This is a genomic window from Sphingorhabdus profundilacus, assembly GCF_009769755.1.
Lineage (GTDB): Bacteria > Pseudomonadota > Alphaproteobacteria > Sphingomonadales > Sphingomonadaceae > Sphingorhabdus_B > Sphingorhabdus_B profundilacus.
Window position 1 is genome coordinate 332,218 of sequence record NZ_SDWJ01000001.1, and the last position, 17,879, is coordinate 350,096.

Consider the following 17,879-nt stretch of genomic DNA (forward strand, 5'->3'; position numbering starts at 1 on the left):
TCACCCTGAACTTGTTTCACCTCCGGTGACTTCGTTCCAGGGTCTTAGTACTGCGACGTTGAAAACTAAGACCCTGAAACAAGTTCAGGGTGACGGATAAGTAGGATTCGACGGGGGAGTGGGATTCAAGGTGGGGGGAACTGAGGTTCCGGATGAAGTCTACTTTCTCCCCGAACTGCGCTAACTCTGCGCGAACCAATCCCCCTCCCGCTTGCGGGAGGGGTTAGGGGAGGGGGCGGGCCGTAGGTCCGCCTTGCGACGTTGCCGAGTCACCCTCCCCCAGCCCCTCCCGCAAGCGGGAGGGGAGTGAGGCGCGCTAACTCCCCCTCCCGCAAGCGGGAGGGGAGCAAGAAGGCCGAAATCTCGCTCCCGTCACCCTGAAACAAGTTCAGGGTGACGGTTGGGAAATAGGGTGACGGGGTGTGTCTGTTCAGGAGTCACAGCAAATATTTGCCGGCAACCTGATAAACGCTCTCAAAGAAACGCCTTCACATCCGCCATGAACCGATCAAACTGGTCATGATGCAGCCAATGGCCGGCATTTTCATATTCGATCACCTTCGCGGTGGGGAAATGGACGATTCGCCCGTCTTTTTCCGGGTTGGAGGCCCAGCTTTTTTCGCCATACAGCATGAGGATGGGGCAGGTGATGGACTGCCAGATGCTCAGCAATTCCTCGCGCGGCATATCGAATATGGCCCAGATGTTGAGGTAATTGTCGAACTTCCAGCTCCAGGTGCCGTCCTCGTTCCGGCTGATGCCGTGGACGGTCAGGTGGCGGGCCTGTTCATCGGTCAGATAGCTGTTCTCCGCCTTCATTCGGTCATAGGCGGCTTCGATGGTGGGGTAGCGTTTGGGGGTCCGTCCCGCCGCGTTGCGCTTATCCTCGATCCATTGGCGGAAACGCTTCTGGATGCCGATGGCGTCGCGTTCGGCCTGCATCTTGGGTGACAGGCCCAATCCTTCGATATTGACGAGCTTGCGGACATTTTCGGGGAAGATACCGGCATAGCGCGTGGCGATATTGCCGCCCATCGAATGGGCAATGATGGTCACCGGAGCCAAGCCCAACTGATGGATCAACTGGGCCAGATCATAGACAAAGGCCGACATTTCATAATTGCCGTCGAGCGACCAGCTGCTGTCGCCATGGCCGCGCAGATCGGGCGCGATGATGTGCCAGTCGTGACGCAATTCTTCGGCGACCCAGTCCCAGCTGCGCGCATGGTCGCGTCCACCGTGCACAAGCAACAAAGGCGGTGCGTCGGGATTGCCCCAGTCGACATAATTGAGTCGCAGGCGCTGGGAAATGAAGCTGTTTGTGATGGGGCCGTGTAAAGTCATTCCGCGGCCAGTAATTGCTCCGCCCCGCCAAGGTCAACCGAAACAAGCCGGCTGATGCCCTGTTCGACCATCGTCACCCCGAACAGGCGGTGCATACGGCTCATCGTCACGGCATTGTGCGTCACGATCAGATAGCGGGTGTCGGTTTCCCGCGTCATGGCGTCGAGCAGGTCGCAAAAGCGTTCGATATTGGCGTCATCAAGCGGCGCATCAACTTCGTCGAGGACGCAGATGGGGGCCGGGTTGGTCAGGAAGAGGCCGAATATCAGGGCCACGGCCGTCAACGCCTGTTCCCCACCCGATAGCAGGGTCAGAGATTGCAGCTTTTTGCCCGGCGGCTGGGCGAAGATTTCGAGGCCGGCTTCCAGCGGATCGTCGCTGTCGATCAGCGCGAGATGCGCTTGCCCGCCGTTGAACAGGGTCGAGAACAGACGCCGGAAATGGCCGTCGACCGCTTCGAATGCGTTGAGCAGACGGGCGCGGCCTTCGCGGTTCAGGCTGCCGATTGAGCCGCGCAACTGGTGGATGGCCTGCGTCAGCTCTTCGCTTTCTTTCAGGCTGGTGCCTTGCTGTTCCTCCAGCTCGGCCAATTCGTCTGCGGCGATCAGATTGACAGGGCCGATCCGTTCGCGTTCGCTTTGCAGCCGCTCCAGCCGTGTCGATTGCGTCGCGGCATCGCCGAGTTCGGTTTCGTCAAATTCCAGCTTTTCGGGCAAAACCGGCGGCGGGCATTCGAAGCGCTCGCCCGAAATGCGGCCCATCTCGATGCGGCGCTGGTCCTGATTTTCGGCGCGCGCTTCGGCGCCTGCTCGGGCTTCGCGGGCGACTGAAAGCGCTTCTGCGGCGGCGGCAAGGTCGCGTTCGAGGGCCTTGAGCGATGCTTCGCTGTTGCTTTCGGCAACCTGCAACTGCGCGAGTTTGTCGGTGATATTGTCCCGATCACCTTCCAGTGCGGCGATGTCGCGCGCCAATATTTCGGGGCGTCCGGCGTGGCTTTCCAGCTCTTGAGCGATCTCGGTCGACCGCTTGTTCATTTCCGCGATGCGGCGCTCGGCTTCGCCTGCGCGGTCCTGCCAGCCGCGAATTTCCGCCATGGCGACGGCGCGGCGTTCGCGCGTTTGCGCCAGCCGCTGGTCATGCGCCGACAGGTCGGCCTGGCTGCGGACGAGCAGTTGGCGGAGCGCTTCATTCTCGGCCGTCAGCGTGGCGACCAGTTCGCTATGGTGGTCACCCGCCGGAAGGGCGGCCCGTGCCTCTTGGGCTTCATCCCGTTCGGCCTGCGCGGTGGCAATATCCTGCCGTGCGGTGGCGATGCGTTCTTGCAGGGCGCTGCGCGCCTGCTGAAGCCGGTTCAGGGCGTCTTCGGCCTGGTCGGCCGCGCGCAGGGCGTGGCGCAGGTCGGTATCGGTCTGTTGCTGCTGTCCGGCAAGTGCGCGGTGTTTTTCCTGCGCTTGAGCGATCTGCGTGGCGATCCGCTCGGCGGTTTCGGATTGTTGGTGCAACGCGGCTTGGGCGAAAGGAATCTGTTGCTCCAATTCGTTCAGCCGGTTCCGGCGGATCAGTTGTTCGGCGGTGGTTGCGCCGTCATCGTCGGCGGCAAATCCGTCCCAGCGGCGCAGCTGGCCGTCTTTGGTGACCAGCCGCTCGCCGGGCAGCAGGGCGGCGCCGTCGTCTGTGTCGACGACGCGGATCATCGACAGACGCGCGTGCAGTTCCTGCGGGGCCTCGACATGGTCGATCAGCCGCGTTCCGGAGATTGTCGGCAGTTCGGCGCTACGCCCGAGCCAGCGTCGACCCGCTGCACCGCCAATCATCGCGTTGACATCCTCGCCCAGCGCCGCGGCGAGGGCGCGTTCATAGCCGGGCGCGGCCTTGATGCGGTCGAGCGCACGGTCGCCGTTATTTTGGCTTAACGCTCTGGACAGGGCATTTTGTTCGGACAGCAAGGCGGCCAGTTCGGCCTTGGCGGCGGCAAAGGCGCTTTGGATGATGTCGCGTTCGCCGGTCAATGTGGCCCGCTCGGCTTCTGTAGCGGCGATAGAGGCGAGACCTTCTTCGGCCTGTTGCTGGAGATGCAGAACCGACTCCGCCGCCTCTTGCTTGGCCGCAGCGAATTCGGTTTCGTCGCCCAGTCGGTCCTGTTCCCCGGCCAGCCGCGCGGCATCGCGTTCGGCCCGCTCGACCCGCGCCTCAGCGGTGGCAAGTGCGGCGTCAGCAACGCGCAGTTCGGCGTCCGCCCGCGCCTGCTCGGCCAGCGCCTTGGCCAGCGTCACCTCGCTCTCGCGTACCTGCCGCTCGGCATTTTCGGCGAGGCGGACGAGCGCCGGGCGGGCTTCATCCTGCGTCTTGATCGCCTTGTTCAACTCTCCACTTTCGCCCTGCAACCGGGCGAGGGCATCGGCGGCGTCGTGGGTCAGCCGGTCTTCGCGCGCGCCGTCATCGGCCATGCGCGCCGCTTGTGCCGTAAGGTCCGCCTGCCGTTGGATGATGCGGTCACGGTCGCTTTTCAGCTGGACGAGCCTGTTCGACAGATCACTCGCCGCATCGCGCGCAGCCATGGCGACGGCGCGTGCTTCGGCGAGTTCGCCCACCGCCTTTTGCTGCGCCGCGCTCAGGTCGCGTTGCTGCGCGCTGGCTTTATCAACCTCTGCCGTCGCCGCATTGGCTTCGGCGCGGGCGGCGTCGGCGGCGGCTTTCGCCTCTTGCCAGCGCACGTAGATCAACTGCGCCTCGGCCTGTAAAATCTCGCGGCTCAGCTTGCGGTAGCGTTCCGCCTGTTTCGCCTGCCGCCGCAATTGCCCGGCGCGCGCGTCCATATCGGCGAGGATCGTCGCCAGCCGCGACAGGTTGGTCTCGGCCGCGCGCAGCTTCTGTTCCGCATCCTTGCGGCGTACGTGCAGACCGGAAATGCCCGCCGCTTCTTCGAGCATTTGCCGCCGCTCCTGCGGCTTTGCGGAAATGATCGCGCCGATCCGGCCCTGGCTGACAAGGGCAGGGGAGTGCGCGCCCGTTGCCGCGTCGGCGAAGATCAGCGCCACATCCTTGGCCCGCACATCGCGGCCGTTGGAGCGATAGGCGGAGCCTGCGCCGCGCTCGATCCGGCGGGTGACCTCCAGCTCATGGTCTTCGTCGTTCGCTGCATCGTCAAAGCCGCGCTCTGCCGAGATGGTTACTTCGGCAAAGTCGCGGGGCGGGCGGGATGCGGTGCCGGCGAAGATGACATCTTCCATCCCTGCGCCGCGCATGGATTTCGGGCTGCTTTCGCCCATGACCCAGCGGATCGCTTCCAACAGGTTGGACTTGCCGCATCCATTGGGACCCACAATGCCGGTGAGGCCCGTTTCAATTTTCAGTTCTGCAGGCTCGACAAAGCTTTTAAAGCCAACAAGTTTCAGCCTGTTTATCCGCAACTGCTGTCTCTTGAGTAGCAAAAACCCATTCTATATCCTTGTTTTTCCTACCGCGCGCCTGCTTCGACAAGCTTGCCCTTCACCTGTACCCAGCCATTGACGTCCAGCTTGGCCCCGTTCAGCAAGAAAAACGGCGTTCCACCAACGCCGTCGTCGCGTGTCGCTTTTTCAGTGGATGCGATAAGGGCATCGATGGCCGCCTTGTCCGTCAGACAAGCCTTGGCCTGATCTTCACTGATCCCGCGGGATTTGACGAATTCGATCAGCCCCATTTTCGTGCCCAGCAGCGAGGAAATTTCAGCCGGAGTCATTTTTTGCATCGCCTGCTGGTCAGCTGGCGTCACGGTGCTTAACTTGCTCAACCAGCTTTGCTGTTCGGCGTAAAGCTGCTCGATGAGGGGGAAAAAGGCATCGGGGCCGCTGCAAGTGGCCAGTAGGAAGCCGGGAATATCCTGCACGCCATGGACGAGATAGGGCCTGTATTCCATTGCAATCACGCCGGTATTGATCAGCTTGTTCAAGTCTTCTGTCGACTGGACGGAAAACTGGGCACAGCCGGGGCAAGAGATTGCGCCATATTCCAGAAGCTGCAATTTCGCATCCGGGTTACCCATTTTATAACCACCGGCTTCGGTCTTGGTAACGACATCGGTCCATGCCTTTCCGGCGGGCGCGGCGACTTTTGCAATCGGTTCCCCCTTTGGTGCGCCGGCGGAATCTCCGCCGCTGCACGATGCCAGTGCGATCGCTGCGGTAACCGCAAATAATATCGATTTAATACGCATATAATGTCCTTCAATCTTTCGATTTAGCGTCACTTCAACTTTGATTTCAAATCATCCACGCTGTGGATATGGTCCTGTAATTCCCCGTTGACGAAAAATGTCGGCGTGCCGTTCACACCCGCCGCCGCGCCGCTTTCGGTCATCGCAAGAATGACTTTCAGCGCGTCTTTATCGGCAAGACATTTCTTCGCCTGCACCGGCGTGATTCCGCGTTGCTGCATAATTGGGGCGAGCCCGATTTCGTCGTAAACGCCGGTCATAAATCCTGCGAAATTCTGGTTTTTCAACTGGGTCTGGGTATTTTCGGAGATGTTTTTGGTCTGGCCAAGCCAGGTCGACTGGGTGGCAAAAAGATGCTTTTGATTGCCAAAAAACTTTGCTTTGCCGCCGCACCTGGCCAGCATCGCTGCGGTCAAATCGATCGGATTGAGCAGCATGTTCCGGATTTCAAGGCTGGCCTTGCCGGTCGCGACAAATTGCGCCTTGAACAACGGCGATTCCTTCAGCTCGAAATTGGCGCAATGGCTGCACGTATAGCTCAGATATTCCACAACCTTGTTGGGTGCGGACGGGTTACCGATGATATGGGCGCCCTTGTCCGTGACCGTAATGGTTGACAGCCAGCCACCTTTGGCCGGTGCAGCCATCGAACTGGCCGCCAGCGCCCCGATGCTGATCAACAGGATGGCGAGAGGTTTCATAAGGTGTGGCATCATTTTGCTTTGTCCGTAAAGATTATCCCGAACATCTGGAATTACTGGCCGTCTTTGGCAAGACTTTTTGCGAGGCTTTCGAGCACAGCAAATAATTCGGGATCGCCAATCTCCCTTAAAGAATCGCCCAGTTCGAACGGAACCGGTTTTAGCAACACCGGCGGCGCGGCCTTGGTGGCGGCAGGTTTGGCGACGCGGCCCTGCCGGACCTTCACCCGTGCGACCGCAGCATATCCGAAAAAGCGGTTTACCCGTTCGATAATTTCAGGAAGGACGTGCTGGATCATGGTCGCATGTGCGCCCTCGACCGTCAGCTCCAGCGTTCCTTCAGATTTTTTGCCAATGGGAAAGCGGATCGATTCGGGTGCCGATACGGCCGCATAACGCGCGCCGACAATTTCATCCCAGCGCGTGACCACCGAACTTTGGACAAATCCGAACCTGCGGAAGGCGGCGCGTCCGATTTCCGGCATCAACGCAGACACAGCCTTTGCTTCCCCGCCCCGGGGACGTTGATAGGGCTTGGGGGTGATTGTTTTTTTGGACCCGCCGTCGGATGTCTTGCCTTTGGTCATCGTCTGATCCATGCCATTTCCAATGACCGTCGTCCAACATTCCGTCCAGAAAACTGGGGATATCGCGGCGCTCCTGCTTGACCGTTATGACCGGCATGCGCGTGATTTGCCCTGGCGCAAACGTCCGGGGCATGGCGCGCCTGACCCATATCATGTGTGGCTGTCGGAGATTATGTTGCAACAAACCACAGTTGCCGCCGTCATACCCTATTTCCACATATTCACACAGCGTTGGCCCGACTTTACCGCATTGGCAGCCTGTGATGATGCCGATGTGATGGCTGCGTGGGCAGGGCTTGGCTATTATGCAAGGGCGCGCAATCTGCTGCGTTGTGCACGGGCTGTTGTACAGGACCATGGCGGCATGTTGCCCGATCAGGAAAAGGCATTGCTTTCTTTGCCCGGCATCGGCCCTTATACAGCGGCGGCGATTGCGGCGATTGCGTTTGACCGGCGGGCGGTTGTTGTCGATGCCAATATTGAACGCGTCGCATCGCGCCTGTTCGCCATCGCAACCCCCCTGCCACGCGCCAAGCCAGATATTTATCAGCGCGTCGACACGATCACGCCCGCTCAAAGACCCGGGGACTTTGCCCAGGCGATGATGGATCTTGGTGCAGGCATTTGTTCGGTGAAAGCGCCTTCTTGCCCGATATGTCCGCTGCAACACCATTGCATGGCATGGCAAGCGGGAAATCCCGAAGCTTATCCGGTTAAACCGGCAAAAAAGGCTAAGCCTGTCCGCACCGGCACCATATATTGGGTGCGAAAAGGGGGCAGGGTCTGGCTGGTCCGCCGTCCCGACACAGGGATGTTGGGGGCGATGCGCGCTTTACCGGATGACGGCTGGAATGCCCGTGAAAATGGCCACGGATTGCCGCCTTTTGACGCCAGTTGGACGTTCTTGCCAAAATCGGTTTCACATATCTTTACCCATTTTGCCCTGGAAATCACCATTGCCGTTACGGCATGGGGCGAGAAGGCGGATCCACCGCTTGAGGGCGAATGGTGGGACGTAAATTCTCTCGACAAGGCTGGTCTGCCAACTCTATTCAGCAAGGCAGCAAAAGAGGCATTCGCTTTAGGAGAGACGTAATGGAACATCAGGCATTGGCCCGGACGGGATTTGATCGGCGTGGCTTTTTAAGCTGGGGCGGCGGATTGACCCTGGCAGGTGCAGCGACTGCGTTCCTGCCGTCAAGGGCTTGGGCGCTTGCGGCCGAAAAATATCCGACGATCAAGGCGCAGTTTGACAGCTATGTCGCTTCAGGCAAACTGCCGGGCGTATTGGCCGCGATCGGCAAGGGTTCGATTGCGACCGATGTCATTTCGGTCGGCACCATCGCACAGGGTGACAAGACTGCGGTCGATATCGACACTTTGTGGCGCGTTTATTCCATGACCAAGCCGATTACCGGCATTGCCGCAATGATGTTGGTGGGTGACGGCAAAATGAAGCTGGATCAGCCAATCGCCGATTTCTTGCCGGAATTTTCAAAAATGTCCGTGTTGACCGATCCTGACAACAGCCTTGAATCGGTGCCTGCGAAAAACCAGATTACCGTCCGGCATTTGCTGACGCATACAGCGGGCCTTGGGTATAATATCATTACCAAGGGACCGTTGTTGAAAGTGTATAATCAACAGGGCATCAACCCTGCGATCATGAGCCGCTTTCCCCTTCCCGGATTTGAAACCCCTGCACCTACACCCGATTTGAAGACCTTTGCCGAACGGGTGGCCGCACTGCCATTGATTGCCGAGCCCGGCACGAAATGGAGCTACTCAATCGCACTCGACCTGCTCGGTCGCGTTATCGAAGTGGCCAGCGGTATGGATTTTGAGGCCTTTTTGAAAACGCGGCTATTCGAACCGTTGAAAATGACGAGCAGCTATTTCCAGGTGCCCGCCGCCGAAACAAAGCGCTTTGTTACCAATTATGCGCCCATAAACGGTGTATTGATTCCAATCGATCCTGCACCGACCAGCATTTATCTCGACAAGCCAGCATTCGCCTTTGGCGGGGCAGGGCTGGTGTGTTCGGCGCGTGATTATGACCGGTTTCTGCATATGCTGCAAAATGGCGGGGAACTGGACGGGGTTCGGGTGATGGCGTCCGAAACCGCGGCATTGGCGATGTCCGACCTGTTACCCGCAGGCATCAAAACCGAAGGTACATTCATCGCCGGCGCCGGAAATGGTGCCGGTGGCCGCGTGGGCAAAGGTGCATTTGAAGGCACTTTTGGCTGGGGTGGTGCCGCAGGGACGGTTGCTTTTGTCGATACGCGCCGCAAAGTCCGCGCGGTATGCATGGCCCAATATGTGCCCAGCAATGTCTATCCGTTCCATGAGGAATTTGCCAAATGGGTATTGGCCGATTTGGGCATTCAGGCCTGATTTGGTGATGAGCCCCGGCTTCACCGGCTCACCGCTTGATCGTGCCGACCGGGTCCGCAATGATGCCGAGGCCTATGGGGCGCTGTTGGGGGATTGGCGCGCCAGGATTCTGGGACTTGACGGACTTGATCCTGTCCTTGCCGCTGAAGGTGGGTTGGTGTGGCATTCCGCGGCCGAATTGTCGGGTTCGGAAGAACTTATCCTGCTTGGCCTGTCTGATGGCAAGCCGCATTTTGTTGCCTTGGCAGAGGCAGAAGGCGATGTTTTCCGTTCCCCTGCGATATGGCGCGCGCTTTCGATGTTACCGGCTGAAGATGCGGCGATATACGGCACCGCGCGCAGCCTGATCGAATGGCATAACGGCCATCGGTTCTGCGGCAAATGTGGGCATCTGACCACATTGTTCCGGGCAGGCTGGGGCCGCAAATGTGGCAATTGCGGCAAGGAGCATTTTCCGCGCACCGACCCTGTCGTCATCATGCTGGCCGAATATGACGGTAAGGCGCTCGTTGGACGCCAGTCGCGATTTCCACCCGGAAACTATTCGGCGCTGGCCGGGTTCCTTGAACCGGGCGAAAGCATTGAAGAGGCTGTTCGCCGTGAAATTCATGAAGAGGCTGGAATCACCTGCGGCAAAGTACGCTATGTGACCAGCCAGCCCTGGCCCTTTGGCGGCGCGCAACTGATGATCGCATGTATCGTTGATGCGGTTGACGACGCCATAACGCTCGACACCGACGAGCTTGAGGATGCCAAATGGATCAGCAAGGAAGAGGCCCAAGCCGCGCTTGAAAATGCCGAATCGCGCACGTTCAATGCACCACCACCCTTTGCCATCGCGCACAGTTTGCTGAAACATTGGGCGACCACATGACCCGGCACTCACCTCGTCACCCTTAACTTGTTTCAGGGTCCATCGCACCGCATACCCTTTGCAAGAAAGCGCACCCAACAGCGCGTCACCACTTGGGGTGCCCCGACAGGGCAGGACTGACCTGACAAATAGACCCTGAAACAAGTTCAGGGTGACGGTCATATTTAAAGCGGGGTTGAAATCCCCCGCCCGCGTGCGGGAGGGGAGTAAGGTACGCTATACCAACCCCATCTTCATCAAATCGCCCAGCATTTTGGGTGGCATATCGTCGCGGGCGTCGGCTTCGCCATCGCCCAGGTCTGGCGGGGCGTCTTTTTCTTCCAGATAGCGCCAGCCTTGATGCGCGCGTTTGGGGATGCCGCGGACAGGAATGAGGCGGGGTTCGATCCGTATCCAATGGCGGCCTGTGCCATTTTCCATGAAACCGAGTATCGGGCTGCGGCCAATCATGCTGTGGGCATGTATCCAGTAAAGCGACCCACCGGCCATTTCCGACACTCTTTTGGGCAGATAGCGGGTGGTCAGCCGTACCTCTCCCGCCTCTGCATAATGGGCAAGCCGGTCCCGCAGATCTGCGGCGCTTGCCGCACCAAAGGCAATTTTGGTCATGTTGAGGGGCATGGACGGTATTTGGGAACGGTTACGCTAGCCTGCAAGCCCGCTGAATACTGCGAGCCCGAGGAAAATGAGGAAGCCCATCGAATCGGTAATCATCGTGACGAAAATCGAGCTTGATACCGCCGGATCCTGATCAAGCCGGTCGAGCAGAACCGGTATCGCCACCCCGGAAAGCCCCGCCAATGCGATGTTGCATAAAATTGCCGTCGCGATGACACCGGCCAACAGCCAATTGCTGAAAATAAATCCTGCACCAAGCCCCGCGATAATCGCAATGGTCGCACCGATCAACAATGCGACGCGGATTTCGCGCACGATGGATCGCATGGTATTGGACTGCGTCAACTGGTTGGTGGCGAGCGCGCGCACGGTAACCGCCAATGTCTGTGTACCGGCATTGCCGCCGATGGAGGCGACTATGGGCATCAATATTGCCAGCGCCACCATCGTTTCAATAGCGGCGCCAAATTGGGCGATGATGAAACTGGCGACCATCGCGGTGCCCAGATTGGCGATCAACCAGCGTACACGCGCCTTGTAGCTGTCGGCAATCGGTTCGTTAATGTCGCCTTCGCCTGCGCCTGATAGCTGAAGGAAATCCTCATCCGCTTCTTCTTGAATGATGTGGACGATGTCATCGGCCGTGATGACCCCGACCAGACGGCCGCCATCATCCACCACTGCCGCCGAAATCAAGGCATATTTCTGGAAACGGAGCGCGACTTCTTCCTGGTCCATATCAACGGGAATAAGCGTCTGTTCATGCGCCATGATGTCGCTGACCGGCACTGTGCGCTGGCTCCGCATGATCCAGCTCAATTTGCACGTGCCGACCGGCCGGTGTTGCGGATCGACCACGAACACTTCCCAAAACTCCGTGGTCAAATCCTGATGATCGCGCAGATAGTCAATCAATTGGCCAACGGTCATATGTTCGGGCACCGCGACCAGCTCGCGCTGCATGATACGACCGGCGGATTCGTCGGGATAAGACAGCGCGTCTTCGATGACGGCGCGGTCCTCGGGGTCGAGTTCGGCAAGGACGGCCTGCTGGTCCTCCTCCTCCATATCCTCGATAATGGCGACGGCATCATCGGTATCGAGCTGCCCTGCCAGATCGGCGACCTGTGCCGCAGGTAGCGCTTCGATGATGTCATCGCGTACCCAGTCATTGATTTCGGCAAGCACCTCGGCGCTCATCAAATCGCCCATGGCCACAGCGAGCGGTCCGCGCCGTTCCGACGATGTCTGTTCCAGAAGATCGGCAATATCGGCTTCGTGTAGCGGCTCGACGAGGCGTTTGACCTCATCAACATTGCCGTCTTGCACCGCGTCGAGAACGCGGGCGACAAAGTCGCGGGTCAGGATATTGTCTTCGTCCAATGTTTCCATGACGTCGTCGTCGATGGTGACAGGATCGGCTGGTTCGCTGGTCATATGCGGCCTCCCCTTGGGACGTTGGATGCAGGTTGGCATCCTCCTAAGCGTCCAAGTTCAAAATGCAATGATTTTGGCTTGGCCACAGCGATTGCTTGCCCTAGGGCATGCGGCATTCATTCCAGAAGGAGCACGCTATGTCAGATGAAACCCTTACCCTAAACCTTGATGACGGCGATGTTGTTATCAAATTGCGTGCCGATCTGGCACCTAATCATGTCGCACGGATCAAGGAACTTGTCGGTGAAGGATTCTACGATGGCGTGAAATTCCACCGCGTCATCCCCGGTTTCATGGCGCAGGGCGGTTGCCCCAATGGCACCGGCATGGGCGGTTCGTCCAAGCCCAATCTGGCACAGGAATTCAACGCCGAACCGCATGTGCGCGGTATATGTTCGATGGCGCGGACCAATGATCCGAATACCGCCAACAGCCAGTTTTTCATCTGCTTTGACGACGCCACTTTCCTTGACCGGCAATATACCGTCTGGGGTCAGGTCATCAGCGGCATGGAACATGTCGATGCGTTGCCCAAGGGTGAGCCACCCGCAAATCCTGGCGTTATCCGCAAGGCGACCATTGGCTAAACGGTTGGGGACTGTCCCTGAAGGACTGTCCCCAACAACTATCCTTACTCAGCGTCACCCTTTGGCGGCTCTGGCGGGCGCATGGCTTCCATGGCGGTTTTAAGTTCGGCGACGGAGATTTTGCCATCCTTGTCGGAATCGATGAAATCGAAATGCTGTACCATCGGGCCTTGTGCTTCGTTTTTAGCGATAAATCCGTCTTTATCAGCGTCCAAAAAAGCGAAAATCTGTTCAGGTCCTGGCATACCGCCGGCCGGTGGCGCAGGAGGTTGCTGCGCGAATGTGGCCGTGGCGCAGAACAAAGATGCGCCGATAGCGATTGATTTCAGCATATATTTTCCTTTTTCCTAGTAAGAATTACGTCCTGTTCAACCCAAGCTGAATGTGCCCTTTACGACGGTTACGCACTTGCCGGAAAGCCAGGCCTTGTCCCCATCCAGACGGCATTTCAGATAGCCACCACGCGCCGACGCCTGATGCGCCGTGAATTCGTTGCGGCCCAGCTCGGTTGCCCAATAGGGTGTCAGGACGGCGTGCGCGCTGCCGGTGACGCTGTCTTCATCGACGCCTGCGCCGGGTACGAAAACACGGCTGACCACATCAGTATCGGTCCCGGGGGCTGTGGCGGTGAAGCTGTCATCGCCAAAGGCGGCCAACGCTTTCATATCAGGTTTCAGCGCAAGGATTTCGGCGGCGCTTTCATAGCGGAACAGATTATAATGATCGGGATTACGCCGCATCGCCAGAGGCTTGCCGCCCATAGCTGCGATCATTTCCGGAACATCGACAGCGTCGGTCGGGATCGCGGGCAGGGCGACAGCGTAGCCATCCCCTTCACGGCGAACCTCGAGGATTCCAGCCTTGCGCGTGCGGAAGGTGATGCGGTCCTTGTCCGGAAATTGCTGTAGCAAAATATGCCCGCTGGCGAGCGTCGCATGTCCGCACAGGCGGATTTCCACCGCTGGCGTAAACCAACGCAGTTCAAAGTCCGCCTCGCCGGTCGCATCGGGGATTGTGAAGGCGGTTTCAGCAAAATTATTCTCTTCGCCAATGGCCTGCAGCACTGCATCGTCCAGCCATGCGTCCAGCGGCATCACCGCCGCCTGATTTCCGGTAAAGGGCCGTTCGGCAAAGGCATCAACGTGGAAATAGGGCAAGTCAGTCATGGTCGTGATCCTGATGTTCAACTGTTTCGGACGGGACATAACCCAATTCGTCCTTATGGCCTTCGGGGTCAGGGTGGATGAGCACCTCGACACCGGGAAATTCCTGCATCAGCGCCTCTTCAACCTCATCCATGATGCGGTGCGCCTGCAATATCGTCATGTCGGGGTCGACCCAGACGTGGAACTGACAGAAATCATGAACACCGCTGGACCGGGTTCGCATATCGTGAATACCGCGCAGTTGCGGATGGCGCATCGCGACTTCGATAAACTGGGTGCGCCTTGCCTCTGGCCATTCGCGGTCAAGCAATTGGTCCAGTGCCATTTGGGCGGCACGGAACGCCCCCCATAACAACCAGAGCGCGATGACCAAACCAAATACAGGGTCGGCCCCGCGCAGATGTAAAAAGGTTTCAAGCGCAATACCGATGATAACAGCGATATTGAGCAGCAGGTCCGACTGGTAATGGACATGGTCGGCATGAATGGCGACCGAGCCTGTCTTGCGGACAATCTGCCGCTGATACGCTAGTAACGCGAGCGTTGCGACAATCGCTATCACCGAAACCCCGATACCATATTCGGGGTGCGCCGTTGTTTCTTGCGACCCCAGCCTTTCGATTGCACGCCACCCGATCAGGATCGCCGATACGATCACCAGGACGACCTGGATCAGCGCCGAAAGCGCCTCTGCCTTGCCATGTCCGAAGCGATGATTGTCATCCGCCGGACGGGCGGCATAGCGCACGCTGAACAGCGTCAGCAATGATGCAAGCACATCGAAACCGGTGTCGGCCAGCGACCCGAGCAATGCCACCGATCCTGTCTCGGCGGCGGCGAACAGCTTCAATGCCAATAGGAACAATGCCATCGACACACTGGCAATCGCCGCGCGGGTGGTCAGCGAACCATGCATTTCATGATGGTGGTTGTGGGCAAGGCTCACGGATAGAGCATTCCGCTGGTCCAGCCGTCGGTCGTGCGTTCATAGAGCCAGCGTTCGTGCAGACGGAATTCGCGATCTTGCCAGAATTCGATCCGCTTCGGGCTGACCATCCAGCCGGACCAATGCGGCGGGCGCGGTACGTTCTGACCCTCAAACCGGCTTTCAACCTCGGCAAAGCGCGCCTCGAACGTCGCGCGGTCGGCCAGCGGGCGTGATTGGTCGGACGCCCATGCACCCAGTTGCGAATTGCGCGAGCGGGTGGCGAAATAGGCGTCTGCGACGGTATTTTCGACCGGAGTAGCGGCCCCTTCGATCCGGATTTGGCGGCGCAGCGATTTCCAGTGAAACAATAGGGCAACGTTCGGATTTTCGAGCAATTGTCCCGCCTTGCGGCTTTCAAAATTGGTGTAGAAAACAAATCCGCCGTGCGAACCCAAATCTGCGCCATGCCCTTTCAGCAGCACCATACGCACCGACGGTTGTCCGTCCACCCCCGCCGTCGCCAGTGCCATTGCGTTGGAGTCGTTGATTTCGCTGGCGCGTGCTTCGGTATACCAGTCGTCGAATAGCTTGAAGGGATCGGGTCTTTCCATATCGCGGCGATAGGCTAGACTGGCATCAGTTGAAAGAGGGAAGACGAGATTATGCCTTGGGAAAACATCTTTACGTGGACAAATAGTTGGGCCTTGCTCTGCTGGCTGGTCCTCGCCTTTGCCCCGCAGCGGGACCGGGTGTTGCCTTACTTGCTCTTTTTGGGTTGCGGACTTCTGGCACTGACTTATGCGTCGCTTATCATCCCTTTGTTGGCTGGCTGGATTGATGATGGCGGGCCAGCGGGTCGACCGCCTGCTGATTTCACACAGCTTTCGGGCGTTATGTCCCTATTTGCCAGCCCCGGGGGCGCGACAATCGGATGGATTCACTATCTGGCGTTTGACTTGTTTGTCGGCATCTGGGTTGCACGCAATGCGGACCGGCACGGCTATCCCCGTATCGTCCAGATACCTGTCTTGTTTTTCGTGTTCATGCTGGGTCCGATTGGCCTGCTTTTATATCTCATTTTGCGCGCGACTCATAAGGGAAGGCCCGAAAATTCAACGGTGCCGAGTTGACTTATCGCCAACAATCCCGATTTAGAGTGGTAGAGTGCTAACACAGGGACAAGAATGGCCGATCCATATTCGATTTTGGGCGTTTCAAAAGGCGCGGACGAAAAGGCGATAAAGACCGCCTATCGTAAGCTCGCCAAGGAACTGCATCCGGACAAAAATGCCGATAATCCCAAGGCTGCCGACCGGTTCAGCGAGGTAACGCGCGCCTATGATCTTTTGTCCGACGCCAAAAAGCGGGCGCAATTTGACCGGGGCGAGATTGACGAAAATGGTCAGGCGCGTGCGCCCTTTGGTTATGGCGGCGGCGGTAACGGATTCGGAGGACCAGGACAAAATCCGGGAAGCGCGAGTTTTGACTTTGCCGGTAGCGGCATTGATCTTGGCGATATTTTCGATGGAATATTTGGCGGCGGTGGCGGGGGCGGCACAAGGCCTAATCCAGGATCTCGCCCGCAACCGCAACCTTTGGCAAAAGGTGCCAATATCGCCTATGAACATCTGGTATCGTTCACCGATGCGGCCATTTTAGCGCCGCAGCGGATAACATTGCGCGATGGAAAAACAGTCGAATTCAAACTGCCCAAGGGCGTTGTTTCAGGACAGCAAATCCGTATTCCGGGCAAAGGACAGCCCGGTCCGGCCGGGCATGGGGATGCCATGGTGACCCTGAAAATTGGCAAGCATCCCCATCTGGTCCGCGACGGCGATAACATCCGTATCGATTTGCCGATATCGCTGAAAGAGGCGGTGGCTGGTGGCAAGGTAAAGGTGCCGACCGTTGACGGGCCCATATTGCTGACCGTCCCGCCACGCACGAATTCGGGGGCGACATTACGGATCAAAGGCCGGGGTTTTACCGACAAGGCAGGTGAACGCGGCGATCAGTTAGTGAGTTTGATGATCCATTTGCCCAATGACCCGGCGGAACTGGCGAAATTGACCGAATGCCTGTCCGATCAACCTGTGCGGGTCGATATGGGTGTCTGAACATTCTCCTCTCTCTCCAGAGGCCCGGGCGCACAGCGCTTCGTTGCATGGCGAGAGTGAAGCCCGCTGGTTCTCGCATCTCGATACGCCGCAACAATTGTGGGAGGTGATGAAGCGCGTCTTCGTCGGCGTATACAGCGAAGGCTTTGTCCATGCGGGTAATTTTGCCTATCTTTCACTGGTCGTCCTGTTTTCATTTTGCATTGTGGCGGCCGCCATTGCCGGTGCATTTGGCCAGACGCAATCGGGCATCGCGCTTATCAATGCCTTTTTTCAGACGGTACCGCCCGGCGTCGCCGACGCCCTGCGCGGACCGGTCGAAAGCGCGATGGCAGCCAGATCCGGCCCACTTTTATGGTTTGGCGGCGCGGTTAGTTTATGGACGACAGCCAGCCTGATCGAAACCATCAGGGATGTGATGCACCGATCCTATGGCACACAGCCGCATCTGCATTTCTGGCAATATCGGTTAAGTTCGCTTGGAACCGTCGTGTTTTCGGTATTGCTGGCGATGGCGGCGTTCAGCGCGCAAGTTCTGGTGACCGCCGCTGAAGATCTTGTTTACCGCTTCATCCCCTCGGCGCAAAATGTCGCCGGATATTTCGCACTTGGCCGCTTTGTGCCTTTCCTTATATTATTTGCCGCTATCTATCTGATATTCAGGGGTCTGACCCCGTTTAAATATCGCGCGCGCATTTATCCCAAATGGCCAGGTGCGGCGCTGGTCAGCCTGTGGTGGCTTGGCTGTACCGCCGTGCTGCCTTGGTTTCTGTCGACCATCACCAATTATGATGTGACATATGGCAGCCTTGCCGGTGTGATGGTCGCGCTTATCTTTTTCTATCTGGTTGGCCTGGGCATGGTGACCGGCGCGCAATTGAACGCGGCACTGGCCAACGCGCATGAAAATGGATTAAGGGACAGATAA

General features: G+C 58.3%; 18 protein-coding genes. 7 read left to right on the forward strand and 11 right to left on the reverse strand.

What is annotated here, in order from left to right; translation table 11 throughout:
* Positions 1 to 474: 474 nt before the first annotated feature.
* The 5 genes from EUU23_RS01585 to EUU23_RS01605 are packed head-to-tail and all read right to left on the reverse strand — an operon-like array spanning position 475 to position 6,827.
* Complete coding sequence (locus tag EUU23_RS01585) at positions 475 to 1,344, reverse strand: alpha/beta fold hydrolase (RefSeq protein ID WP_160352383.1); 870 nt, start codon at positions 1,342 to 1,344, stop codon at positions 475 to 477.
* Complete coding sequence (locus tag EUU23_RS01590; protein WP_160353479.1) at positions 1,341 to 4,754, reverse strand: AAA family ATPase; 3,414 nt, start codon at positions 4,752 to 4,754, stop codon at positions 1,341 to 1,343. Before EUU23_RS01590 ends, EUU23_RS01585 begins: the two co-directional genes overlap by 4 nt.
* 47 nt (positions 4,755 to 4,801) lie before the next feature.
* The gene (locus EUU23_RS01595; protein WP_160352384.1) at positions 4,802 to 5,539 is read right to left on the reverse strand and encodes a DsbA family protein; all 738 of its coding nucleotides are present in this window, start codon (positions 5,537 to 5,539) and stop codon (positions 4,802 to 4,804) included.
* A 29-nt stretch (positions 5,540 to 5,568) separates the two neighbouring features.
* Positions 5,569 to 6,255 (reverse strand): thioredoxin domain-containing protein, encoded by a 687-nt coding sequence (locus EUU23_RS01600; RefSeq protein WP_160352385.1) that lies wholly within the window; start codon positions 6,253 to 6,255, stop codon positions 5,569 to 5,571.
* A 38-nt stretch (positions 6,256 to 6,293) separates the two neighbouring features.
* Positions 6,294 to 6,827 carry a DUF721 domain-containing protein gene (locus EUU23_RS01605; protein WP_160353480.1) on the reverse strand — a complete coding sequence of 178 codons (534 nt, stop codon included), beginning with the start codon at positions 6,825 to 6,827 and terminating at the stop codon, positions 6,294 to 6,296.
* Positions 6,828 to 6,849: 22 nt separating this feature from the next.
* Here EUU23_RS01605 and EUU23_RS01610 point away from each other — a divergent pair, with 22 nt between their 5' ends.
* The 3 genes from EUU23_RS01610 to nudC are packed head-to-tail and all read left to right on the forward strand — an operon-like array spanning position 6,850 to position 10,098.
* Complete coding sequence (locus EUU23_RS01610) at positions 6,850 to 7,923, forward strand: A/G-specific adenine glycosylase (RefSeq protein ID WP_160352386.1); 1,074 nt, start codon at positions 6,850 to 6,852, stop codon at positions 7,921 to 7,923.
* Positions 7,923 to 9,224 carry a serine hydrolase domain-containing protein gene (locus tag EUU23_RS01615; protein WP_160352387.1) on the forward strand — a complete coding sequence of 434 codons (1,302 nt, stop codon included), beginning with the start codon at positions 7,923 to 7,925 and terminating at the stop codon, positions 9,222 to 9,224. Before EUU23_RS01610 ends, EUU23_RS01615 begins: the two co-directional genes overlap by 1 nt.
* Positions 9,225 to 9,231: 7 nt before the next feature.
* On the forward strand, positions 9,232 to 10,098 hold the full coding sequence (gene nudC / locus EUU23_RS01620; RefSeq protein ID WP_160353481.1) for an NAD(+) diphosphatase: 867 nt from the start codon (positions 9,232 to 9,234) through the stop codon (positions 10,096 to 10,098).
* A gap of 216 nt (positions 10,099 to 10,314) precedes the next feature.
* Here nudC and EUU23_RS01625 read toward each other — a convergent pair whose 3' ends face one another.
* The gene (locus tag EUU23_RS01625; RefSeq protein ID WP_160352388.1) at positions 10,315 to 10,719 is read right to left on the reverse strand and encodes a DUF1489 family protein; all 405 of its coding nucleotides are present in this window, start codon (positions 10,717 to 10,719) and stop codon (positions 10,315 to 10,317) included.
* Between the two features lie 24 nt (positions 10,720 to 10,743).
* Positions 10,744 to 12,153, reverse strand: a complete 1,410-nt coding sequence (gene mgtE, locus EUU23_RS01630) for a magnesium transporter (protein ID WP_160352389.1) — start codon at positions 12,151 to 12,153, stop codon at positions 10,744 to 10,746.
* 137 nt (positions 12,154 to 12,290) lie between these two features.
* On the opposite strand from mgtE, the gene EUU23_RS01635 reads away from it, so the two are divergent.
* Entirely contained in the window at positions 12,291 to 12,740 is a 450-nt protein-coding gene (locus EUU23_RS01635) for a peptidylprolyl isomerase (protein ID WP_160352390.1), read from the forward strand.
* Between the two features lie 44 nt (positions 12,741 to 12,784).
* Here the strand turns inward: EUU23_RS01635 and EUU23_RS01640 are convergent, their stop codons facing one another.
* The 4 genes from EUU23_RS01640 to pdxH are packed head-to-tail and all read right to left on the reverse strand — an operon-like array spanning position 12,785 to position 15,445.
* A complete protein-coding gene (locus EUU23_RS01640; RefSeq protein ID WP_160352391.1) occupies positions 12,785 to 13,072 on the reverse strand; it encodes an EF-hand domain-containing protein in 288 nt (95 codons plus the stop codon).
* 36 nt (positions 13,073 to 13,108) lie between these two features.
* Positions 13,109 to 13,906, reverse strand: a complete 798-nt coding sequence (locus tag EUU23_RS01645; RefSeq protein WP_160352392.1) for a PhzF family phenazine biosynthesis protein — start codon at positions 13,904 to 13,906, stop codon at positions 13,109 to 13,111.
* Complete coding sequence (locus EUU23_RS01650) at positions 13,899 to 14,822, reverse strand: cation diffusion facilitator family transporter (RefSeq protein ID WP_160352393.1); 924 nt, start codon at positions 14,820 to 14,822, stop codon at positions 13,899 to 13,901. The genes EUU23_RS01645 and EUU23_RS01650 overlap by 8 nt, the downstream gene beginning before the upstream one ends.
* A 26-nt stretch (positions 14,823 to 14,848) precedes the next feature.
* Positions 14,849 to 15,445, reverse strand: a complete 597-nt coding sequence (pdxH, locus tag EUU23_RS01655) for a pyridoxamine 5'-phosphate oxidase (RefSeq protein WP_160352394.1) — start codon at positions 15,443 to 15,445, stop codon at positions 14,849 to 14,851.
* Between the two features lie 51 nt (positions 15,446 to 15,496).
* On the opposite strand from pdxH, the gene EUU23_RS01660 reads away from it, so the two are divergent.
* Genes EUU23_RS01660 through EUU23_RS01670 form a run of 3 tightly spaced genes read left to right on the forward strand, consistent with a single transcriptional unit; the run spans position 15,497 to position 17,879 of the window.
* A complete protein-coding gene (locus EUU23_RS01660; protein ID WP_160352395.1) occupies positions 15,497 to 15,964 on the forward strand; it encodes an ABA4-like family protein in 468 nt (155 codons plus the stop codon).
* A 54-nt stretch (positions 15,965 to 16,018) separates the two neighbouring features.
* On the forward strand, positions 16,019 to 16,951 hold the full coding sequence (locus EUU23_RS01665; protein ID WP_160352396.1) for a DnaJ C-terminal domain-containing protein: 933 nt from the start codon (positions 16,019 to 16,021) through the stop codon (positions 16,949 to 16,951).
* Positions 16,944 to 17,879, forward strand: coding sequence for a YhjD/YihY/BrkB family envelope integrity protein (locus EUU23_RS01670; RefSeq protein WP_160352397.1), 936 nt, complete (start codon positions 16,944 to 16,946; stop codon positions 17,877 to 17,879). The genes EUU23_RS01665 and EUU23_RS01670 overlap by 8 nt, the downstream gene beginning before the upstream one ends.

What these genes read in the sequence shown, in the direction of transcription:
- EUU23_RS01595 (WP_160352384.1), bottom strand. Translation starts at nt 5,539, where the DNA reads ATGCGTATTAAATCGATATTATTTGCGGTTACCGCAGCGATCGCACTG.
- nudC (WP_160353481.1), top strand. Translation starts at nt 9,232, where the DNA reads ATGAGCCCCGGCTTCACCGGCTCACCGCTTGATCGTGCCGACCGGGTC.
- EUU23_RS01605 (WP_160353480.1), bottom strand. Translation starts at nt 6,827, where the DNA reads ATGACCAAAGGCAAGACATCCGACGGCGGGTCCAAAAAAACAATCACC.
- pdxH (WP_160352394.1), bottom strand. Translation starts at nt 15,445, where the DNA reads ATGGAAAGACCCGATCCCTTCAAGCTATTCGACGACTGGTATACCGAA.
- EUU23_RS01640 (WP_160352391.1), bottom strand. Translation starts at nt 13,072, where the DNA reads ATGCTGAAATCAATCGCTATCGGCGCATCTTTGTTCTGCGCCACGGCC.
- EUU23_RS01610 (WP_160352386.1), top strand. Translation starts at nt 6,850, where the DNA reads ATGACCGTCGTCCAACATTCCGTCCAGAAAACTGGGGATATCGCGGCG.
- EUU23_RS01635 (WP_160352390.1), top strand. Translation starts at nt 12,291, where the DNA reads ATGTCAGATGAAACCCTTACCCTAAACCTTGATGACGGCGATGTTGTT.
- EUU23_RS01665 (WP_160352396.1), top strand. Translation starts at nt 16,019, where the DNA reads ATGGCCGATCCATATTCGATTTTGGGCGTTTCAAAAGGCGCGGACGAA.
- EUU23_RS01585 (WP_160352383.1), bottom strand. Translation starts at nt 1,344, where the DNA reads ATGACTTTACACGGCCCCATCACAAACAGCTTCATTTCCCAGCGCCTG.
- EUU23_RS01615 (WP_160352387.1), top strand. Translation starts at nt 7,923, where the DNA reads ATGGAACATCAGGCATTGGCCCGGACGGGATTTGATCGGCGTGGCTTT.
- EUU23_RS01645 (WP_160352392.1), bottom strand. Translation starts at nt 13,906, where the DNA reads ATGACTGACTTGCCCTATTTCCACGTTGATGCCTTTGCCGAACGGCCC.
- EUU23_RS01625 (WP_160352388.1), bottom strand. Translation starts at nt 10,719, where the DNA reads ATGCCCCTCAACATGACCAAAATTGCCTTTGGTGCGGCAAGCGCCGCA.
- EUU23_RS01600 (WP_160352385.1), bottom strand. Translation starts at nt 6,255, where the DNA reads ATGATGCCACACCTTATGAAACCTCTCGCCATCCTGTTGATCAGCATC.
- EUU23_RS01660 (WP_160352395.1), top strand. Translation starts at nt 15,497, where the DNA reads ATGCCTTGGGAAAACATCTTTACGTGGACAAATAGTTGGGCCTTGCTC.
- mgtE (WP_160352389.1), bottom strand. Translation starts at nt 12,153, where the DNA reads ATGACCAGCGAACCAGCCGATCCTGTCACCATCGACGACGACGTCATG.
- EUU23_RS01650 (WP_160352393.1), bottom strand. Translation starts at nt 14,822, where the DNA reads ATGCATGGTTCGCTGACCACCCGCGCGGCGATTGCCAGTGTGTCGATG.